The sequence below is a fragment of the Martelella mediterranea DSM 17316 genome (assembly GCF_002043005.1).
GTDB classification, from domain to species: Bacteria; Pseudomonadota; Alphaproteobacteria; order Rhizobiales; family Rhizobiaceae; genus Martelella; species Martelella mediterranea.
Window position 1 is genome coordinate 1,506,309 of the sequence record NZ_CP020330.1, and the last position, 19,811, is coordinate 1,526,119.

Genomic DNA, 19,811 nt, shown 5'->3' on the forward strand with positions numbered 1-19,811 from the left:
GATCAACCCGTGAAGACCGAACCCCAAAGGGGGATGGTCATGCTCAGAAGATAATGAAAGACGAGGACGCAGAAGAGGCTGAAGGCGGCGGAAAGCAGTAGCGCCTGGCGCAATGTCGTCACCTGGCTTGCAAGGCAAGACACGAAAATTGACAGGAAAACAGCGATCAGCAGGCCGAAAGGTTCGATGGCGAAGCCGAAGATCATCGGGCAGGCGATGATGATCACGATCGCCCGCGGCGGCGCTATGGCAAAGGGCTCTGCGTCGGCGGGGGCGGGCAGAAACAGCACGATCAGGGCAAGCGCCGCAAGGATTGCCGACAGGACGACCGGAAAGAAGGCCGGTCCCATCCGGTCCAGCGTGCCCATGTTCATGGTCGTCAGCGCATAGCCGCCCATGGCTATGGAGATGATCAGAAATATGCCGGAGAAGATGATATTCTTCTGCCGCGCGCCGTAGTCTGCACTCATGTCGATCTCCCGCCTGCTGAACCTGCCGCCTTGCCGCACAGCCCCCAATCAATTGTCTCGCTCCGGAGGGCAGGGCCATCGCATATGACTTTGTCGCATAGCCCCCCAATCTTCTCGCCCCGGAGGGGAGAGATGTCGCGACAGCGACAGTGAGGGGGGAGACTATCACCGCGACCGCCCTCACGGATTGCTATGCCGCGCCACCCTCACTGCCCCTTTCGGGGCATCTCTCCCGCCAGCGGGAGAGAGCAATGGGAGCAAGCCGTCCGCCCGGCACGCTAGTTGTTGCGGATATTGTACTTCTTGATGATATCGCGCCAGGTGGCTTCCTCGCGTATCGCCATTTCCTGCAGTTCCTCCGGCGTCGACGAGGTGGCGCGCTGGTAGTTCTTGGCGAAGGCCGCCTGCGCTTCCTCGCTCGCCAGGAAGTTCGCGATCGCCTCGTTCATCTGCGCAATCACCGCGGGCGGCGTTCCCTTGGGCGCGAGAATGCCGGACCAGAGCGGCGCGACCAGATCGACGCCGGCCTCCTGGAAGGTCGGGACATCCCGGAAATCGGGGTTGCGCTCCGCGGACGCGATGCCGAGCGCCTTCATGGTGCCCGACTTCAGATGTTCGGTATAGGCCTCCGACAGGAAGTCGACCGAGATGTCGAGGCTGCCGGACAGGAGGTCGACGAGGGTCGGCGCGGTTCCCTGATAGGGCACGATCTTGAGATCGGCCTCGGCCTGTTCGCTCATCATCAGTTCGATCATGTGGCCGTAGGAGCCGATGCCCGGATTGCCGGCGCTGACCTCGCCCGGATGGGCCTTGGCGTATGCCAGAAGTTCGCCGAGATCGTCGGCGGGAAAATCCGCCCGCGCCACGACCACCATATCGCCATGGGTGATCTGGCTGACATAGTCGAAATCTTCCAATGGCGTATAGGGCAGGCCGGTATAGGTATTGGTGTAATTGGCGGTGGGGCCGGGAAAACCGACGACGAAGGTATAGCCGTCGGGCTTGGCGTGGGCGACCGAGGCCATGCCGATCGTACCGCCGGCGCCGGGCTTGTTGTCGACGATCACCGTCTGGCCAAGCTGTTCCTCGAGATCGGCGGCCATCATCCGCACCAGAAAATCAGGCCCCGCCGGAAACGGAAACACGATCCGGATCGGCTTGGCGTCCGGCCAGTCCGCGGCCAGCGCCGCGGTTGCCGGGCCGAGCGAGATGCACATCGCGCCGGCGGCGGCGATCGCGGTCCCGATGGTTTTAAACAATGTCGTCATGAGTTCCTCCCCTCAAACGCGATGCGGCTCTCCCAAACCGCATGATCCACGCTAGTCCGATCGGTCGCCGACAGCCAATTCGATCACGCTGCGTTTCAACGCGTGAAATGCCGGGCGCTCTTGCCTGCTGCGGATGGCGAAGCTTTTCGGCCTGTCGAAGCACCCGGATGCCCCCCTTCAATCATGACAAATCGGTCATCTTCTTGAACCGCCGCATGCGGCGCACCAGTTTAGCATTCTCTCCCGCGGTGAAAGCCGCATAGCCCGGTCGGCCGCAAGGTCAGGCCGGGTTTTTTTAGCTGCGTCGCCGGCGACCGATCGTGGCCAGCGTCGGCTCGGCGGCAAGCAGGCGTTTTGTATAAGCCTCATGCGGGGCATCGAGCAGTTGCGGCACAGGGCCCTCCTCCACCACGCGGCCGGTCTGCATCACCACAGCGCGGTCGCAGATCTCGTCGACAACGGCGATATTGTGGGTGATCAGCAGCACCGACAGGCCGTGTTCGGCGCGCATCTTGAGAATGAGCCGGAGGATCTGCGCCTGCACCGTCACGTCCAGCGCCGAGGTCGGCTCGTCGGCGACCAGCAGTTTCGGGCGGGTGATCAGCGCGCGGGCGATCGCGATCCGCTGCCGCTGGCCGCCGGAAAATTCATGGGGGTAGAGATCGATATCCCGCCCCTTCAGCCCGACCTCTTCCAGAAGTGCGGCCACCCGCATCCGCCTTGCCTTGCCGGTCGGGGCGTCGGGGTCAAGCGCCAGCGGTTCGGCGATGATGCGGCCGATCGTCTGGCGCGGGTCGAGCGCGCTGTAGGGGTCCTGAAACACCATCTGGAAGTGACGCCGCAGCTTGCGGAGATCGCGCGGTGATTGCGCGTAAAGGTCGGCGCCTTCGAACAGCACCCGGCCGCCACTCGGGCGGTCGAGCGCCATGATCAGCCGGGCAAGGGTCGATTTTCCGGACCCGCTCTCGCCGACAATGCCGAGGATTTCGCCCGACGCGAGGGTAATCGAGACATCGTCCAGCGCGGCGCGTTCGCCATAACGTCGCGTTAGCCCCTCGGTTTGAAGCAGCGGGGTCATGATCCGCCCTCCAGTCCAGCGCGGACCCTTCGGGGCAGGGATGCCAGCAGCGTCTTGGTATAGTCATGGGCGGGATGGCGCAGCACGTCTTCGGTTCCGCCCTCTTCCATCTTCTCGCCGTCATGCATCACCAGAACCCGATCGGACATGCGGGCGATGACGCCGATATCGTGGGAGATCAGGATCAGGCCGACGCCGAGTTCGGCGACGAGATCGTCAATAATGTCGAGGATTTCGGCCTGCACGGTGACATCAAGCGCGGTGGTCGGTTCGTCGGCGATCAGAAGCCGGGGTTTGAGCGCCAGCGCGATCGCGATGCCAACCCGCTGGCGCTCGCCGCCGGAAAGTTCGTGCGGATAGGAATTTATTCTTGCCTTCGCATCGCGGATGCGGACCATGTCCATCAGCCGCAGGGCTTCCAGTCTCGCTTCGGCCCGGGAGATCGGACGATGAAGCCGCAGCGCCTCGGCGATCTGGCTGCCGGCGGTCATTGCCGGGTTCAGCGCGGTCATCGGTTCCTGAAAGATCATCCCGATCTTTGCCCCGCGCAGTCGGGTGAGCCTGCGTTCCGGCAGCGCCAGCAGGTTTTCGCCATCGAGCAGGATTTCGCCCTCCGCCCGGGCCGTTCGCGGCAGCAGGCCGATCACCGCCAGCGCCAGCACCGATTTGCCCGATCCGCTTTCGCCGACAATGCCGAGCGTCTCACCCTTTGCCAGCGACAGATCGATGCCGTGCAATACTTCACGCTGCCCGCCGCGCCGGTCGGGGAAACTGACCCTGAGATTGCGGATATCGAGCATCATGACGCCTCGCGCGGATCGGTCAGCCGCCCGAGACCGTCGCCCAGAAGGTTGAGCCCGAGAACGGAGAAAGCGATCGCAAGGCCGGGGGCGAGCACCAGATGCGGCGCGCTCGCGAGATAGGTCTGGGCATCGGCCAGCATCCGCCCCCAGCTCGGCGTCGGCGGCGCGACGCCGAGACCTAGAAACGAGAGCCCGGCCTCGGTGAGGATCGCAAGCCCGGTCTGGATCGCGACCTGAACGATGATCTGGGCGGCGATATTGGGAAGTACATGTTCGAGCGTGATCCGCGTTCCAGTCTTGCCGGCCATGCGGGCGGCGAGAATGTAGTCGCGCGCCCAGACCTGCAGCGCCGCGCCCCGGCTGACGCGGGCAAACACCGGCACCATGAACAGCGCGATCGCGGTAATGGTGGTTACCGGTCCGCCGCCCAGCACCGCGGCCAGCAGCAGGGCCGACAGCACCGGCGGGAAGGCGAAGACGATATCGTTGACGCGCATGATCGCGGCCTCGGCCACGCCCCGGCGCGCCGCCGCCATGGTGCCCAACACGGTTCCGAATGTTCCGCCGATCGCGACCGCAGAAAATGCGATCGACAGCGAGGTCCATGCGCCGGCCATGATCATCGACAATTCGTCGCGGCCGAACTGGTCGGCGCCGAACAGCCTGCCGGGGCCGGGGCCCTTGAGGCGGGCGGGAATGTTGATCGCGGCGGGGTCCATCGGCGTCCAGAACCGGCTGAGGATCGCGGCGGTCACGAGAACGGCGGTGATGATGCCGCCAATGAGGAGAGGCAGGCGTCTCATCGCGTGGCCTTCAGGCGCGGATCGATCACCGCATAGAGCGTGTCGACCGCGAAATTGAGGCCCATGACGATGACGGCGAACAGCAGCGCGACATTCTGGATCACGATCAGGTCGCGCTGGGCGAGCGCCTGATAGGCAAGGGTGCCGAGGCCAGGCAGGGTGAAGACGTTTTCGACCAGCACGGTGCCGGCCATCAGCACCGATATCTGCATGCCGAGCATGGTGACGACCGGGATCAGCGCATTGGGCACGACGTGACGCCACAGCGCCCGCATCCGGCTTGCGCCCTTAGCGCGCGCCGTGCGCACGAAATCCTCGCGCGCCACCTCGATGACGGCGGTGCGCGTCACCCGCGTCAGCACCGCGGCCTGGGGGATGGCAAGCGCGATCGCGGGCAGCGTCAGCGCGGTGATGGCGGGCAGGAAACCAGCCTGCCAGCCCGGAAACCCGCCGGTCGGAAACCAGCCGAGCGTCAGCGCCACGCCGAGGATCAAGAGCAGGCCGATCCAGAAGCCGGGCACGGCAATGCCGATCTGGGAAAAGAATGTCGCGACGATATCCACCGGCCCGCCGGGTCTCTGGCCCGCGAAGACACCAAGCGGCAGGGCGATCGCCAGCGACAGCGCCACGGCGTAACCGGCAAGCGGCAGGGTGACGGCGAGGCGCTCGCCGATCAGTGCGGCAACCGGCGTCGAATAGGTGTAGGAAAGGCCGAGATCGCCATGCATGAGGCCGGCAAGCCAGTCGCCGTAGCGCAGGAGGAAGGGCTGGTCGAGGCCGAGTTCACTGCGCAGCGCCGCAAGCGTATCGGGGGCTGCCGATGTGCCGAGCATGATTTCCGCCGGATCGCCCGGAACCGCCGCCATCACCGCGAAGATGATGAAGGAGACGGCCAACAGGCTTGCGGCGAGAAAGACAAGATTGCCGGCGATGCGCCGCACCGCCGGACGGGTTTGCAACACGGTCTACTTGCTCCAGTGCACGCCGGTCATGTCGTTGGAGGGAACCGGCTCATTGACCCACAGCCCCTCGAGGTCCGCGTTCCAGACGCCGATCTTCGGCCAGGCATAGAGAAACAGCGCCGGCACGTCCTCGGCCAGGATTTCCTGCGCCTTTTTGTAACCCGCCAGCCGTTCCTCGGCGCTGGTCGCGTCGGCGATCGCCGTCATCGTCGCGTCGAAATCGGGATTGTCATAGTTGAAGTAATAGGGATCGCGGGCATAGATGCCGATGTCGAGCGGTTCGGCATGGCCGATGATTGTCATGTCGTAATTGGTGTCCTTGAACACGTCCTGCAGCCATTTCGCCGGAAATTCGGAGGATTCGATCGTCGCGGTCACGCCGATCTGGGCGAAATAGGCCTGCATGATTTCCGCCGCCCTTTCGGCATAGCCCCGGTTCGGCGCCTTGATGGTGAATTGCAGACCGTCGCCGTAGCCGGCCTCGGCCAAGAGCGCCTTCGCCTGTTCCGGATCATAGGGCAGCACGCCGGTGAGGTCCTCATAGCCGGCATCCGACGGCGAGAAATGGCTGCCGATCGGCGTGCCGTAGCCGGAATTGGTGGCATCGATGATCGCCTGCCGGTCGATCGCCATCATCAGCGCCCGGCGCACCCGGCGATCGTCAAAGGGCGGCTTGGCGTTGTTCATGCCGGCGACGACTTCCATGCCGGTGGTGCCGGGCACGACCTTGAAGGCGTCATTGGTCTCGAATGTGCTGACAAGTTCGGGGGCGGCGAATTCCGGTATGGCGTCCACCCCGCCGGAGGTCAGCGCGGCGGCCTGCGCCTGCGCATCGGCAATAAAGCGGAAGGTCACGGTTTCAAGCGCGGGTTTTTCGCCCCAGTAATTCGGGTTCCGGGTGAGGGTGACCTGGTTGCCCTTCTTCCATTCGCCGAACTCGAACGGCCCGGTGCCGACGGGATCGGTGGCATTGGTCGCCTCGCTGTCCGGCTCCACCATCACGGCGGCCGGGAAGCCGAGCCAGTAGAGAAGATCATAGGCGGGGCGGGAAAGGGTGAGCACCAGCGTGTGCGCGTCGGGCGCCTCGACGGTTTCGATCGCGCTGTAAAGCACCTTCTGCGGATTGACGCTGTCATCCGCGATGATGCGGTCGATCGAATATTTCGCGGTTTCGGCGGTGAATGGCTTGCCGTTGTGGAAGGTCACGCCCTCGCGCAGTTTGAACGTATAGGTGAGGCCGTCGTCAGAAACGTGCCATGCCTCGGCAAGCTGCGGGGCGATGTCGCCGTTCTCGTTCACCGTTGTCAGCCCCTCGAACAGGTTCTTCCAGACCACCTGGCCGATTGCGACCGGGGCAGCGGCCGTCGGGTCGAGCCCGGTCGGCTCGATCGCCATGCCGACAATGACGTCGCTGCGGGGTTCCGCAAGCGCCGGCGCGGCAATGAGGCCGGCGGCCAGCGCGGCTGCGGCGAGGGTTGTGAATGTGCGGGTCATGCGCTCCTCCAAGCGGTGTCAGGTGGGAGCGTCTATAGCGGGAAGGCGAGAGACGTGTAAATATTTCATGGAAATTTTGATTTTAGTGTAACGAATTTCGGTGCACTAATTTCGGTGCCATCTCGCTGTATTGGTCACTTGCGGGCTGACCACAACGACCGAAACTTTCGGCTGTGGAGTGGGGTGGCGCGCTGACGGACAGGCGCCGGCTGCCTCAGCGGAAATCGAAGGCCGAGAGCCCGGCGACCATTTCGTCGAGGCCGAGCGGACGGGTCACCGGCGGTTCGGCGCGCGACAGACAGCCGATCCGCTCGCAGAGCCGGCAGACCGGGCCGATGGGCGTGGCGGGCTGTTCCGCCGTCGCATAGGCCGTCGCGGCGGCATGCGCGTAGGGCAGGCCGACAAGCAGCGCGGTCAGATGCGGCCGTTCGCCGGATGCCGGCTCCGGCCCCTCCACCGTGCGCGACAGCGTCAGGAACTCCGCGCCATCCGGCATTGCGGCGCGCTGGACGATCAGCCGACCGGCCCGCGCGAAGGCGTCATAGACATCGAGCCTCGGACATTCGCCGCGAAAGCCGCCCTCGCCGATCCGCCGCAGGATGTTGCCGGCGACATCGATTTCCATCGCGAAGAACGGCAGGCCGGCATTGTCCGTCCGTTGCAGGCTGACGAGCCTTGTCGCGGCCTGGGCGAAGGATACGCCGAAGCGCCCGGCCAGAAGCGAGATATCGTACCGGTCCCTGCGGGCGGCCTCCACGAGCGGGCCGTAGGGCATCAGCAGCGCATGGGCGGCGTAGCGGGCAAGCTCGAACCGGGCGATCCGCCGCGCCTCGTCGCCGGTGAGCGCCAGCGTCTCGATCGCTTCCGCGATCTCGTCCCGGAAGGCGAGCAGCGCCGCCTCGATCGCGATCTCGCGCTGGCGGTCATGGGGCGAAAACCGGGCGGAAATGAACAGCCGCATGGTGTGGCGGTCGAAGCGGCGGCCGAGATTGACCAAGGCATGCGGCGGCAGCACGCGCACGGCGATGCCGTGCTTCGCGCGCAGCCAGTCCTTGAGCGCGGCCGACATTTCGTCGCCCGGCGCAAGCTCCGCATGCAGCGCCTCGGCGGCGCGGTCGAGCGCGTCGAAATACCATGGCCGCCGCGACAGCGCCTCGCGCACCTCGTCATGCGGCAGTCGCCGCCCCGTGAGGTGTGTCTGGCGGCCCTCCTCGGCGAGCAGCGCCGTCAGGTCGGAAAGGCGGGCGGCCTGTTCCTGATAGGCGCGGTAGAGCTTCATAATGCCGATCGCCGCATTGGGCGCGGCCTCGGCCACCTCGACCAATTCCTGGTCGCCGGGCAACTCGCCGGAGAGCAGAGGATCGGCGAACACCGCCTTGAGCTGGCCGATCGTCCCGCCGCTCTCTCCCTGCAGCGAGGCGATATCGACATCGTAGACGGCGGCGAGCTTCAGCAGCAATTGCACGGTCAGCGGTCGTTGGTTGCGCTCGATCAGGTTGAGATAGGAGGGCGAGATTGCCAGCGCCTCCGCCATCGCGGTCTGCGTCAGCTCCATTTGCTTGCGCAGCCTGCGGAGCCTGGGGCCTGCGAATATCTTGCTCTCGACCATCGCAAAATCCTTTTACAAAATTTACAGATTTACAATAGCGTTCTGTAAAACGGCCGACAGTATAACCCGATTTCGGGCCGATGAAAGCCTATTTCGTTGGATATAACGCCGAATTTTCGTTAAGTCTGTCACATCGATAAAGATTGTCTCGGGTCGAGGCAGAAATGAATATCGAAGTGAGGAGAAAATAATGTCGGAATTTTACAAACTTGTCGAAGGCGCGGCGGAAGGCCGTTTTGACGGGATCGAGCGTCCCTACAGCACCGAGGACGTGAAGCGTCTGCGTGGTTCCATGCCGATTCGCGCCACGCTTGCGGAGGAAGGCGCTAAGCGCCTGTGGTCGCTGATCCATGACGAGGATTTCGTCAATGCGCTCGGCGCGCTCTCGGGCAATCAGGCCATGCAGATGGTCCGCGCCGGGCTGAAGGCGATCTATCTTTCCGGCTGGCAGGTCGCCGCCGACGCCAATACCGCCTCGGCGATGTATCCCGACCAGTCGCTTTATCCGGCCAATGCCGGCCCCGAACTCGTCAAGCGCATCAACAAGACGCTGCAGCGCGCCGACCAGATCGAGGTTTCGGAAGGTCAGGGGCTTTCGGTCGATACCTGGTTCGCGCCGATCGTTGCCGATGCGGAGGCTGGTTTCGGCGGTCCGCTCAACGCCTTCGAGATCATGAAGGCCTATATCGAGGCCGGTGCCGCGGGCGTCCACTTCGAGGACCAGCTCGCCTCGGAAAAGAAATGCGGCCATCTCGGCGGCAAGGTGCTGATCCCGACATCGGCCCATATCCGCAACCTCACGGCGGCGCGGCTTGCCGCCGACGTCATGGGCGTGCCGACGCTGGTGATCGCCCGCACCGACGCGGAAGCCGCCAAGCTCCTGACCTCGGATATCGACGAGCGCGACCGGCCCTTCGTCGACTACGATGCCGGGCGCACGCCGGAAGGCTTCTATCAGGTCAGGAACGGGCTGGAATCCTGCATCGCCCGCGCGGTCGCCTATGCGCCCCATTGCGACCTGATCTGGTGCGAGACCTCGAAGCCGGATCTGGAGCAGGCGCGGCGCTTTGCGGAGGGTGTGCACAAGGAACATCCCGGCAAGCTTCTGGCCTATAACTGCTCGCCGTCCTTCAACTGGAAGAAGAACCTAGACGAGGCCGATATCGCCCGGTTCCAGCGCGAGCTTGGCGCCATGGGCTACAAGTTCCAGTTCATCACGCTGGCGGGCTTCCATCAGCTCAACTACGGCATGTTCGAGCTCGCCCGCGGCTACAAGGAACGCCAGATGGCGGCCTATAGCGAGCTTCAGCAGGCGGAATTCGCGGCGGAGCGCAACGGCTACACCGCGACCCGCCACCAGCGCGAAGTCGGCACCGGCTATTTCGATGCGGTGTCGATGGCGATCACCGGCGGCACCGGCTCCACCACCGCCATGGGAGAATCCACCGAAACAGCCCAGTTCGAGGCAGCAGAATAGGCAAGGGAGGACTACGCAATGACACCGAAACTCAACGTCAAGGAACGCGCCGAGGCGCAATCCGGCGAAATGTCCGCCGAGCAGCAGGCCGCCATCCGCATGGTCGCCAATGATCTCCACCGGCTGAACCAGGCGGTCATGCGCGCGGTCGATGCCGGCGTCTCGGTCGAGATCATCCGCTCGGCCCGCCACCACGGCGGCGGCAAGTGGGGCGACCTGCTGACGCCGATCATCATCGCCGGGGCCGCAGCCGCACCGGCGCCGGAGGAAAACCTCAGCGCCCATTGAAAGAGCAAATCGCGACAAGGCGCGTCCCTTTGACGAGGGGCGCGCTTTGGCGTTTCCGAAAGCAATTCGATCACCCAAAACCGCGCCCGCGTCAAAATCTGCGCATACGGGCTTTTTTCTGACTCAGTTTTGCTCCAATGAGACAGCATGAAATTTCACCGCAGTCTCAGCATAGCCGCCCTTTTCTGCCTCGCCGCCGCCTCGCAGGCCGGCGCCCATCCGCATGTCTTCGTCGATGCGCGGCTGGAAGTGGTGGCGGATGATGACGGCAATGTCACCGCGCTGCAGAATGTCTGGCGCTTCGATGAGTTCTTCACCTCCTCGGTCATCCTCGACTATGACGCCAATATGGACAATCAGCTGACCGGCAAGGAACTGACGGATATCGGCGATACCGTGCGCGAATCGCTCGCCGAATATGGCTATTACACGCAGATCAATGACAATGGCGAGGACGTGCCGCTGGCCGAACCCGACGTCATTCACGCCGACATGATGGACGGACAATTGCTGCTGATCTTCTCGGCAAAGCCTTCCAGGCCGATCAAGCTTTCCGGCCACCTTACCTTCGGCATTTACGATGCCAGCATGTATACGGCGATCGACTTTCAGCGCGACGAGGACCTTGCTATGATCGGCGATGCGTTCGGTCGCTGCAAAGCCGCGGTCGTGCGCCCCGATCCCGATGAGATCATCTCCCAAAACAGCGATGCGCTGACGGCGGCCTTCTTCAACGATCCGACCGACATGAGCAAGCTGTTCGCAACCCGCCTGGACCTCACATGCCCCGACTGACCCGCCCGATCGCGCTTGTCCTGCTCCTGGCGCTTCTGGCTTTTCTGATATTCGGCCTGAGCCAGAAGTCGTTCTCGGCCTCGCCGCTCGGCATCGGCTCGTCGGAGCCTTCGTTTTCTTCCTCCTTCGGCCCGCTGCAATCGGTGCTGATGACCATCAACCAGTATCAGCAGCAATTCTACCATGCGCTGACGGCGGCGCTGAAGGCGATGAAGGACGACCCGGTGAAGGTGCTGGGGCTTGTCGGCCTTTCCTTTGCCTATGGCGTGTTTCACGCGGTCGGCCCCGGCCACGGCAAGGCGGTGATATCGTCCTACCTGATCGCCAACGAGACCGAGCTCAGGCGCGGTATCTTCATTTCGCTTCTGGCTTCGCTGGCGCAGGGCGTGACGGCGATCCTGCTGGTTGGCACGGCCTATCTGTTTCTGCGCGGCACCGCCGTTTCGATGCGCGATGCCACGCTTTACATGGAGCGCGCCAGCTTTCTGCTGATCGCCGGTTTCGGCCTGTGGCTGCTCTATACCAAGACCCGTGCGATCTTCGGGGGCGCCGGCCATGGCGCTCATGATCATGACCATCATCATGAGCACGATCACGGTCACGCGCATCGCCATGACGACCATCATGTGCATGGTCCCGATTGCGGCTGCGGCCATGTGCATATGCCGGAACCCAAGGACCTCGGGGGCAAGGATTTCGACTGGAAGGGCGCCGGATCGGCGATCCTGGCGATCGGCATGCGGCCCTGCTCGGGCGCGCTGATCGTGCTGACCTTCGCATTGCTGAACGGGCTGATCCTCGGCGGTATCGCCTCGGTCTTCGCCATGGCGATCGGCACCGCGATCACCGTGTCGGTGCTGGCGATCATCGCCGTCTCGGCCAAGGGACTTGCCGTGCGCCTTGCCGGTCGCGGCGCCACGCGCGCGACCGTGATCGGCTACGGCATCGAGATCGCCGGCGCGCTTCTGGTCACGCTTCTGGGCCTGATGCTGTTTGCCGCCTCGATGACAGGCTGATCAGATCCCGGCTCCGAGGTTCTGGTAATTGCTCATGCCCTCGAGGAACTCCGCGACGAACGGCGTCGCGGGCCGGCGCAGCAATTCCTCCGCCGTGCCGAACTGTTCGATATGGCCTTCGGACATCACAGCGATCCGGTCGGCGATCTCGAAGGCTTCCTCCTGGTCATGGGTCACCAGAATGGCGGCAATCCCGACCTTTCTCTGCAGGTCGCGGAGCGCGCCGCGCAAGCCCTTGCGGATCTTGGTATCGAGTGCGCTGAAGGGCTCGTCGAGCAGCAGCAGCCGCGGTTCGATCGCAAGCGCGCGCGCCAGCGCCACGCGTTGGCGCTGGCCGCCGGAAAGCTGCGAGGGGTAGCGGTCGGAAAGATGGCCGATCTCCGCCATGTCGAGCAGATCGCGCACCCGCTTGCCGATCTCCTCGCGGGATGGCCGTGTGGCGCGCGGGCGCATCTTCAGCCCGAAGGCGGCGTTTTCGGCCACCGTCTTGGTTTCGAACAGCGCATAGCTCTGGAACACCATGCCGAAACGCCGCAGCCGCGCCTCCAGCCCGGTAATGTCCTCACCCTCCATCAGGAGCCGGCCCTCGTCGGCGAATTGCAGGCCGGCGATGATCCTGAGCAGCGTGGTCTTGCCGGAGCCCGAGGGACCGAGCAGCGCCACGAACTCGCCGGGACGGATATCGAGATCGACGCGGTCGAGCACCTTGTTGCTGCCGTAGGATTTCGAAACATTTTCGACTGTGAGGGCCATTGTCGGTCTTTCTCAGTGCGCTTGCGGGTGACGCGATTCGATCGCGGATCTCAGGATCAGCGTGATCACCGCGATCACCGTCAGAATGGTGGCGGCGGCAAAGGCGCCGGTCACGTTGTAATCGTCATAGAGGAGCTGCACCTGCAGCGGCAGCGTCATGGTCTCGCCGCGAATATTGCCGGAGACGACGCTGACGGCGCCGAACTCGCCGATGACGCGGGCATTCGCCAGGATCGCTCCATAAAGCAGCGCCCAGCGGATATTGGGCAGGGTCACGTGGAGGAAGGTCTGCCAGCCGTTGGCGCCAAGGGTCAGCGCTGCCTCCTCCTGGTCGCGGCCGGCAACCTCCATCAGCGGGATCACCTCGCGGGCGACGAAGGGGCAGGTGACGAACAGCGATACCAGCACGATACCGGTGAGGTTGAACATCAACTGGATGCCGTATTGATCGGCATAGCTGCCGACGAGCCCGGTGGAGCCATAGACCAGCAGATAGCAAAGGCCGGCAACGATCGGCGAGATCGAGAACGGCAGTTCGATGATCGTGATCAGCACCCGCCGGCCCGGAAAGCGGAACCGGGTCACGGCCCAGGCGGCGCATATGCCAAAGGCGATATTGACCGGCAGCGCGATCAGCGCCGTGATGACGGTGAGCTTGATCGCATGCAGCGTTTCAGGCTCGAGGAGGCCCGAGGCATAGACGCCGATGCCTTCGGAAAAGGCGCGGGCGAAGATCGCCACGCTCGGAAGGCCCATGATGAGAGCGGCAAAGGCGACGGCGACGAGCACCAGTGCCGCCCGCTTCAGGCTGCGTCTGCGCCTCAGAGCCTTGACTTGCGGATGGACCATGGCTCAGCCTCCCCTCGACATATGCCGCGCGGCGCGGTTCTGAGCGATATTGGCGAGGATCAGCACGAGGAGCGCCAGCGCCAGCACCGTGCCGGCGATCGCGCTTGCGGCCGGGAAATCATACTCATCGAGCCGGATCATGATCAGAAGCGAGGCAATCTCGGTCTTGAACGGCATGTTGCCGGCAATGAAGATCACAGCGCCGAACTCGCCGAGCGAACGGGCAAAGGCGAGCGACGCGCCCATGATGAAGCTCGGGAACACTTGCGGGAACACGATATGGCGGAACACCTGGAAATCGGTGGCGCCAAGCGTCTGAGCCGCCTCTTCCAGATCGAGGCTCAGGCTCTCCATCACCGGCTGCACCGTGCGCACGCCGAAGGGCACCGAGGTAAAGGTCATGGCGAGCGCGATGCCCCACCAGGTATAGGCGATCTTGATGCCGAAGTCCGACAACAGCATGCCCATCCAGCCATTGCGGTCGTAGAGCGCCACCAGCGCGATGCCGGCAACGGCCGTCGGCAGCGCGAAGGGCAGGTCGATCAGCGCGTCGAGCAGGCGCTTTCCGGGAAACTTGTAGCGCACGATCACCCAGGCGAGCAGCAGGCCGAAACAGGCGTTGAACACGGTGGCAAGGGCTGCCGCCGAGATCGTGACGCGGAAGGCCGCAAGCGTGCGCGGATTGGTGATGATGCGCCAGTAATCGGCAAAGCCGAGCTGGCCAAGCTGCCAGAACAGCGCCGACAGCGGCAGCAAGATGATCAGGGCGACAAAAAGCAGCGTGGTCCCGAGCGTCAGCCCGAAACCCGGCATGACGCTGCGGTTCGCGCGTCTGGTCGCTGTCGGCATGATGAACGTCATGATGGCCTTTTCGCGGTGATGCCGGAGGCTATAGCAATTCTTGTTGCAGGGGGCACGGGTTTTGTTGGCGGGATGCACTCCTCGCTGCGGGTGCTTGAGGCTTCAGCGGGACGGCTCGCCCTCACAACACGCCAATCTCCCCCCTTGAGGGGGAGATGCCCGGCAGGGCAGAGAGGGGTGAACCCTATCAGAAAACGCGGAGCTTGCGGCTTGTGCCCATTACCCCTCTCTGTCGCTTTCGCGACATCTCCCCCTCAAGGGGGGAGATTGGGGCGGCGAGGTTTGTGCTTGCCGCGACGCTAATGGGGTACGGGGACTTCGTGCCGGTTACCGAGCCGACTGGATCTGGTCCAGCACGCCGCCATCGGCGAAGTGGGTCTCGTTGGCCGCTTCCCAGCCGCCGAACACGTCTTCCACGGTGATCAGCTTCACGTCTGGGAACTTGTCGGCATATTCCGCCTTCACTTCCTCGTTGTGGACGCGGTTGTTGAACGAGGCGACGATTTCCTGGCCCTGCTTGGTGTAGAGGAATTCGAGATAGGCCTTGGAAACCTCTTCCGTGCCGCGCTCCTGGGCGACCTTGTCGACGACGGCGACCGGGAATTCGGCCAGCAGCGACATGGACGGCACGACGCGCTCATATTCATCCTCGCCGTATTCGGCGCGGATGTTCTCCACTTCCGCCTCGAAAGTGATCAGCACATCGCCGATGCCGCGTTCGATGAAGGTGGTGGTGGCGCCGCGGCCGCCGGTATCGAACACGGCGACATTGCCGAGAAAGTCGCCGACGAATTCCCGCGCCTTCTCGTCATCGCCGCCGAACTGGTCGAGCGCGTAGCCATAGGCCGCGAGATAGGTGTAGCGGCCATTGCCGGAGGTCTTCGGGTTCGGGAACACCAGTTCCACGCCTTCGGCGGCGAGATCGTCCCAGTCCTCGATGCCCTTCGGATTGCCCTTCCGCACCAGGAAGGCCGGCAGCGAGTAATAGGGCGAGGCATTGTTGGGCAGCGCCTGCTGCCAGTCGGCCGCGACGAAGCCGTTATCGGCAAGAATTTGCACGTCCAGCACCTGGTTGAAGGTCACGAGGTCGGCCTTCAGGCCCTGCAGGATCGCGCGCGCCTGCTTGGAGGAGCCGGCATGCGACTGTTTGATCTCGACATCGTCGCCGGTCTCGGCCTTCCAGTACTCAGCGAAGGCCGGGTTGATCGTGGCGTAGAGTTCGCGCGCGATGTCATAGGAAACATTGAGGATTTCCACCTGATCGGCCTTGGCCGGCGTGGTGAAGATCAAGGCGGCGCCGATTGCGGCGAGGAGTGTCTTCTTCATGAAATAAACCAATCTGCTGAATGGGAGGATCGTGAGGCGAAGATTATGAAAAGTGGCGAATTTGCGCCAAGAAATCCCTTCGCCGGAAGGCCGCTTCCTTGGAAAATTATGGTCGAGTTGCTGCCCGAAACCGGCTTTTGTTTTCGTGGAGCCCGGATCGGTCCGGCACTCCTCTCCTTAAAATTTGGTCCGCATACCGTGCGGTTTGACGAACGCGTGCTATAGATTCGAGGAACCCGTGACAAGGCCCTCTACTATCGCGAAGGAACAGTTTTATGAAAATCGGATTTATCGGCCTCGGCCTGATGGGACGCCCGATGGCGGCCAACCTGATGGACGCCGGCCACGAACTCTTCATCAACCGGGTGAAGCCAGTCTCGCAATTCCTCGTCGAAAAGGGCGCGACCGCCTGCGATACGCCGAAGGCGGTGGCCGAGGCCGCCGAGATCGTGATCACCATCGTGTCCGATACGCCGGATGTCGAAGCGGTGCTGTTCGGCGAGAACGGCGCGGTCCACGGCCTGTCCAAGGGCAAGATGGTGATCGACATGAGCACGATCTCGCCGGTGGCGACGCGGGACTTCGCCGATAAACTGGCCGCGATCGGCTGCGCCTATCTCGATGCGCCGGTCTCCGGCGGCGATATCGGCGCGAAAAACGCGACGCTGACGATCATGGTCGGCGGCTCGGACGAAGACTTCGCACGCGGCAAGCCGCTGTTCGAGGCGATGGGCAAGACCATCACCCATATCGGCCCGGTCGGCGATGGCCAGACCGCCAAACTCGCCAACCAGATCGTGGTCGGGCTGACGGTGGAAGCCGTTTCCGAGGCGCTGCTGTTTGCCAAGAAGGCCGGCGCGGACCCCGCCAAGGTGCGCGAGGCGCTGATGGGCGGCTTCGCCGGCTCGCCGATCCTGAAGATCCACGGCGAGCGGATGCTCAACCGCACCTTCGATCCCGGTTTCAGCATGCGGCTGCAGCGCAAGGACATGGCGCTCGTCGTCAACGCCGCCCGCGAGATCGGCCTGGCACTTCCCAATGCCGCCTCCACCGAGCAGCTGATGAACGCCGCGATCGCCCGCGGCGACGGCGAACTCGACAATTCCGCGCTGATCCGCACGCTCGAGGCAATGGCGGGGCTTAAAGACGAGGCGTGAGCGCAAGCAGCGTTCCGACAGTGCCGCTTGCTCCCAATATTCTCTCCCGCTGGCGGGAGAGATGCCCCGAAAGGGGCAGTGAGGGTGGCGCGGCGTTTCAAATTGTGATGGCGTTCGCGGTGATAGGCTCCCCCCTCACTGTCGCTGTCGCGACATCTCTCCCCTCCGGGGCGAGAGGATTGGGGGGCTTTGCGGCGAGGCTTGCGTGGTGATCCGGTAGCCGAGGAATTTATTCCTGTTCGAACTCGATCAGCGCACCCTGAAAATCCTTGGGATGGGCGAACAGGACAGGCTTGCCATGGGCGCCGGTCTTCGGTTTGCCGTCGCCGAGTACGCGGATGCCGCATTCGCCAAGCCTGGCCAAGGCATCGGCGATATCCTCCACCTCGAAACAGAGGTGATGGATGCCGCCGCTCGGGTTCTTGTCCAGAAATCCGGTGATCGGGGAGCCGTCGCCGAGCGGATGCAGCAGTTCGATCTTGGTGTTGTCGAGGGTGATGAACACCACCGTGACGCCATGCTCCGGCAGGTTCTGCGGCTCGGAAACCTTTGCGCCCAGCGCTTCATAGCATGCCGCTGCCTCTGCAAGGTCGGGCACGGCGATGGCGACGTGATTGAGACGGGTGATCATGCGGGCCTCTACCGGTTGCGTCTCTTGCCCTCGAGCAGGTCGAGCAGCGAATTGGCGGAATCGAGCACGTTGGTGCCGGGGCCGTAGACGGCGGCGACGCCGCTTTCCAGCAGGAAATCATAATCCTTGCGCGGAATGACCCCGCCGACGACAACGATCACCTCGTCGGCGCCGCGCTTCTTCAGCGCCTCGATCAGTTGCGGTGCGAGCGTCTTGTGGCCGGCGGCGAGCGACGACATGCCGACGATATCGACCTTCTCGCTGACCGCCAGATCGGCGGCCTCCTCCGGCGTCTGGAACAGCGGGCCGGCGACGACATCGAAGCCGATATCGCCATAGCCGGACGCGATCACCTTGGCACCACGGTCATGCCCGTCCTGGCCGAGCTTGGCGATCAGAACGCGCGGCGCTCTGCCCTTTGTCTCGGCATAGGCTTTCAGCCGATCGGTGATGACGGCATATTCAGGGTCGTCCTTGTAGGCCGCGCCATAGATGTTGCGCACCACCTTGGGCGTGGCGGCATAGCTGCCGAAAGCCTCGCGCATCGCATCGGAAATCTCGCCGACGGTGGCCCGCGCCCGCGCGGCCTCGACGGCCGCTTCCAGCAGGTTACCCTCGCCGGTTTTTGCCACTTCAGCAAGCCGGGCCAGCGCCCGGTCGCAGGCCTTGGGGTCACGTTGGCGGCGGGTCTGTTCGATCCTGCGAATCTGGGAGGCGCGCACCGCCGAATTGTCGATATCGAGCGTTTCGATCGGCTCCTCGTTTTCAAGCCGGAACTTGTTGACGCCGACGATCACCTCCTCGCCCCGGTCAACGGCGGCCTGGCGGCGGGTCGCGGCCTCCTCGATCATCTTTTTCGGCAGGCCGGCGTCGACGGCGGCGGTCATGCCGCCCTCCGCCTCGATCTTCTCCATCAGCGCCCAGGCCTTTTCAGCGAGTTCGCTGGTCAGGCTCTCGACATAATAGGAGCCGGCCAGCGGATCGACCACCTTGGTTACGCCGGTCTCGTTCTGGAGAATGAGCTGGGTATTGCGGGCGATGCGGGCGGAAAACTCGGTCGGCAGCGCCATCGCCTCGTCAAGCGCATTGGTGTGCAGCGACTGGGTGCCGCCGAGCGCCGCCGACATCGCCTCATAGGCGGTACGGATGACGTTGTTATAGGGATCCTGCTCCTGCAGCGAGACGCCGGAGGTCTGGCAATGAGTGCGTAGCATCAGCGAGGATGCCTTCTTCGGCGCGAATTCCTCCATGATCCGCGTCCACAAGAGGCGCGCGGCGCGCAGCTTGGCCGCCTCCATGAAGAAGTTCATGCCGATCGCGAAGAAGAAGGAAAGCCGGCCCGCAAACGCATCGACATCGAGGCCCTTGGCGAGAGCCGCGCGGACATATTCGCGCCCGTCGGCGAGCGTGAAGGCAAGCTCCTGCACCAGCGTCGCGCCCGCCTCCTGAATGTGGTAGCCGGAAATCGAGATCGAGTTGAATTTCGGCATTTCCTGCGCGGTATATTCAATGATGTCGGCGATGATCCGCATCGAGGGCTCGGGCGGATAGATATAGGTGTTGCGGACCATGAACTCCTTGAGGATGTCGTTCTGGATGGTGCCGCTCAGTTTTTCGCGGGGAACGCCCTGTTCCTCGCCGGCGACGATGAAATTCGCAAGGATCGGGATCACCGCGCCGTTCATGGTCATCGACACCGAGATGGTCTCCAGCGGAATGCCGTCGAACAGGATCTTCATGTCCTCGACCGAATCGATCGCAACGCCCGCCTTGCCGACATCGCCCACCACGCGCGGATGATCGCTGTCATAGCCGCGATGGGTGGCGAGATCGAAGGCGACCGAAACGCCCTGCTGGCCGGCCGCGAGATTGCGGCGGTAGAAGGCATTGCTCTCCTCCGCCGTCGAGAAGCCGGCATATTGGCGGATGGTCCAGGGCCGTCCGGCATACATGGTGGCGCGCGGGCCGCGCACGAAGGGGGCGAAGCCCGGCAGGCTTCCGATATGGTCGATGTCCTCAAGGTCTTCCGCCGTGTAGAGCGGCTTGACCGCGATCCCCTCCGGCGTGTTCCAGGTCAGCTCCTCGACCGGCTTCTTGGCTTCCTTTTCGGCGAGCGCCTTCCAGTCCGCGATGGTCTTGTCGTTCGCCATGGTCAATTCCTCCCGCCGGTC

Annotated in this window: 19 protein-coding genes; 5 read left to right on the top strand and 14 right to left on the bottom strand. The window is 63.8% G+C overall.

Annotated features, from left to right (window positions below; translation table 11 throughout):
- Positions 1-2: 2 nt before the first annotated feature.
- From Mame_RS06940 to Mame_RS06975, 8 genes are all read right to left on the bottom strand, one after another.
- On the bottom strand, positions 3-470 hold the full coding sequence (locus tag Mame_RS06940) for a tripartite tricarboxylate transporter TctB family protein (RefSeq protein WP_018064994.1): 468 nt from the start codon (positions 468-470) through the stop codon (positions 3-5).
- 278 nt (positions 471-748) lie between these two features.
- Positions 749-1,738: a Bug family tripartite tricarboxylate transporter substrate binding protein gene (locus Mame_RS06945; protein WP_018064995.1), complete on the bottom strand. Its 990-nt coding sequence runs from the start codon at positions 1,736-1,738 to the stop codon at positions 749-751.
- A 295-nt stretch (positions 1,739-2,033) separates the two neighbouring features.
- On the bottom strand, positions 2,034-2,816 hold the full coding sequence (locus Mame_RS06950) for an ABC transporter ATP-binding protein (protein WP_018064996.1): 783 nt from the start codon (positions 2,814-2,816) through the stop codon (positions 2,034-2,036).
- Positions 2,813-3,619: an ABC transporter ATP-binding protein gene (locus Mame_RS06955; RefSeq protein WP_018064997.1), complete on the bottom strand. Its 807-nt coding sequence runs from the start codon at positions 3,617-3,619 to the stop codon at positions 2,813-2,815. The genes Mame_RS06950 and Mame_RS06955 overlap by 4 nt, the downstream gene beginning before the upstream one ends.
- Positions 3,616-4,422: an ABC transporter permease gene (locus Mame_RS06960; protein WP_018064998.1), complete on the bottom strand. Its 807-nt coding sequence runs from the start codon at positions 4,420-4,422 to the stop codon at positions 3,616-3,618. The genes Mame_RS06955 and Mame_RS06960 overlap by 4 nt, the downstream gene beginning before the upstream one ends.
- Positions 4,419-5,381 carry an ABC transporter permease gene (locus Mame_RS06965; protein WP_018064999.1) on the bottom strand — a complete coding sequence of 321 codons (963 nt, stop codon included), beginning with the start codon at positions 5,379-5,381 and terminating at the stop codon, positions 4,419-4,421. Before Mame_RS06965 ends, Mame_RS06960 begins: the two co-directional genes overlap by 4 nt.
- 6 nt (positions 5,382-5,387) lie before the next feature.
- A complete protein-coding gene (locus tag Mame_RS06970) occupies positions 5,388-6,878 on the bottom strand; it encodes an ABC transporter substrate-binding protein (RefSeq protein ID WP_018065000.1) in 1,491 nt (496 codons plus the stop codon).
- Between the two features lie 214 nt (positions 6,879-7,092).
- The gene (locus tag Mame_RS06975; protein ID WP_018065001.1) at positions 7,093-8,487 is read right to left on the bottom strand and encodes a helix-turn-helix domain-containing protein; all 1,395 of its coding nucleotides are present in this window, start codon (positions 8,485-8,487) and stop codon (positions 7,093-7,095) included.
- 190 nt (positions 8,488-8,677) lie between these two features.
- On the opposite strand from Mame_RS06975, the gene aceA reads away from it, so the two are divergent.
- The 4 genes from aceA (at position 8,678) to Mame_RS06995 (ending at position 12,063) form a co-directional block, all read left to right on the top strand.
- A complete protein-coding gene (gene aceA, locus Mame_RS06980; RefSeq protein WP_018065002.1) occupies positions 8,678-9,964 on the top strand; it encodes an isocitrate lyase in 1,287 nt (428 codons plus the stop codon).
- A gap of 18 nt (positions 9,965-9,982) precedes the next feature.
- On the top strand, positions 9,983-10,252 hold the full coding sequence (locus Mame_RS06985) for an SMc00767 family acetate metabolism repressor (RefSeq protein ID WP_018065003.1): 270 nt from the start codon (positions 9,983-9,985) through the stop codon (positions 10,250-10,252).
- A gap of 147 nt (positions 10,253-10,399) precedes the next feature.
- Entirely contained in the window at positions 10,400-11,047 is a 648-nt protein-coding gene (locus tag Mame_RS06990; RefSeq protein WP_018065004.1) for a DUF1007 family protein, read from the top strand.
- On the top strand, positions 11,035-12,063 hold the full coding sequence (locus Mame_RS06995) for a nickel/cobalt transporter (RefSeq protein WP_018065005.1): 1,029 nt from the start codon (positions 11,035-11,037) through the stop codon (positions 12,061-12,063). Before Mame_RS06990 ends, Mame_RS06995 begins: the two co-directional genes overlap by 13 nt.
- Here Mame_RS06995 and Mame_RS07000 read toward each other — a convergent pair whose 3' ends face one another.
- The 4 genes from Mame_RS07000 to cysP all read right to left on the bottom strand — a co-directional run bounded on the left by Mame_RS07000 (position 12,064) and on the right by cysP (position 15,852).
- The gene (locus tag Mame_RS07000) at positions 12,064-12,816 is read right to left on the bottom strand and encodes an ABC transporter ATP-binding protein (protein WP_018065006.1); all 753 of its coding nucleotides are present in this window, start codon (positions 12,814-12,816) and stop codon (positions 12,064-12,066) included.
- A 12-nt stretch (positions 12,817-12,828) separates the two neighbouring features.
- On the bottom strand, positions 12,829-13,665 hold the full coding sequence (cysW, locus tag Mame_RS07005) for a sulfate ABC transporter permease subunit CysW (protein WP_018065007.1): 837 nt from the start codon (positions 13,663-13,665) through the stop codon (positions 12,829-12,831).
- Between the two features lie 3 nt (positions 13,666-13,668).
- Positions 13,669-14,526, bottom strand: a complete 858-nt coding sequence (cysT, locus tag Mame_RS07010; protein WP_018065008.1) for a sulfate ABC transporter permease subunit CysT — start codon at positions 14,524-14,526, stop codon at positions 13,669-13,671.
- Between the two features lie 327 nt (positions 14,527-14,853).
- Positions 14,854-15,852: a thiosulfate ABC transporter substrate-binding protein CysP gene (gene cysP, locus Mame_RS07015; protein ID WP_018065009.1), complete on the bottom strand. Its 999-nt coding sequence runs from the start codon at positions 15,850-15,852 to the stop codon at positions 14,854-14,856.
- Positions 15,853-16,127: 275 nt separating this feature from the next.
- On the opposite strand from cysP, the gene Mame_RS07020 reads away from it, so the two are divergent.
- Entirely contained in the window at positions 16,128-17,009 is an 882-nt protein-coding gene (locus tag Mame_RS07020; RefSeq protein WP_018065010.1) for a 2-hydroxy-3-oxopropionate reductase, read from the top strand.
- A 229-nt stretch (positions 17,010-17,238) separates the two neighbouring features.
- Here Mame_RS07020 and mce read toward each other — a convergent pair whose 3' ends face one another.
- Positions 17,239-17,640, bottom strand: coding sequence for a methylmalonyl-CoA epimerase (mce, locus tag Mame_RS07025; RefSeq protein ID WP_018065011.1), 402 nt, complete (start codon positions 17,638-17,640; stop codon positions 17,239-17,241).
- Positions 17,641-17,648: 8 nt separating this feature from the next.
- Positions 17,649-19,790, bottom strand: coding sequence for a methylmalonyl-CoA mutase (scpA, locus tag Mame_RS07030; protein WP_026173512.1), 2,142 nt, complete (start codon positions 19,788-19,790; stop codon positions 17,649-17,651).
- Positions 19,791-19,811: the final 21 nt, after the last annotated feature.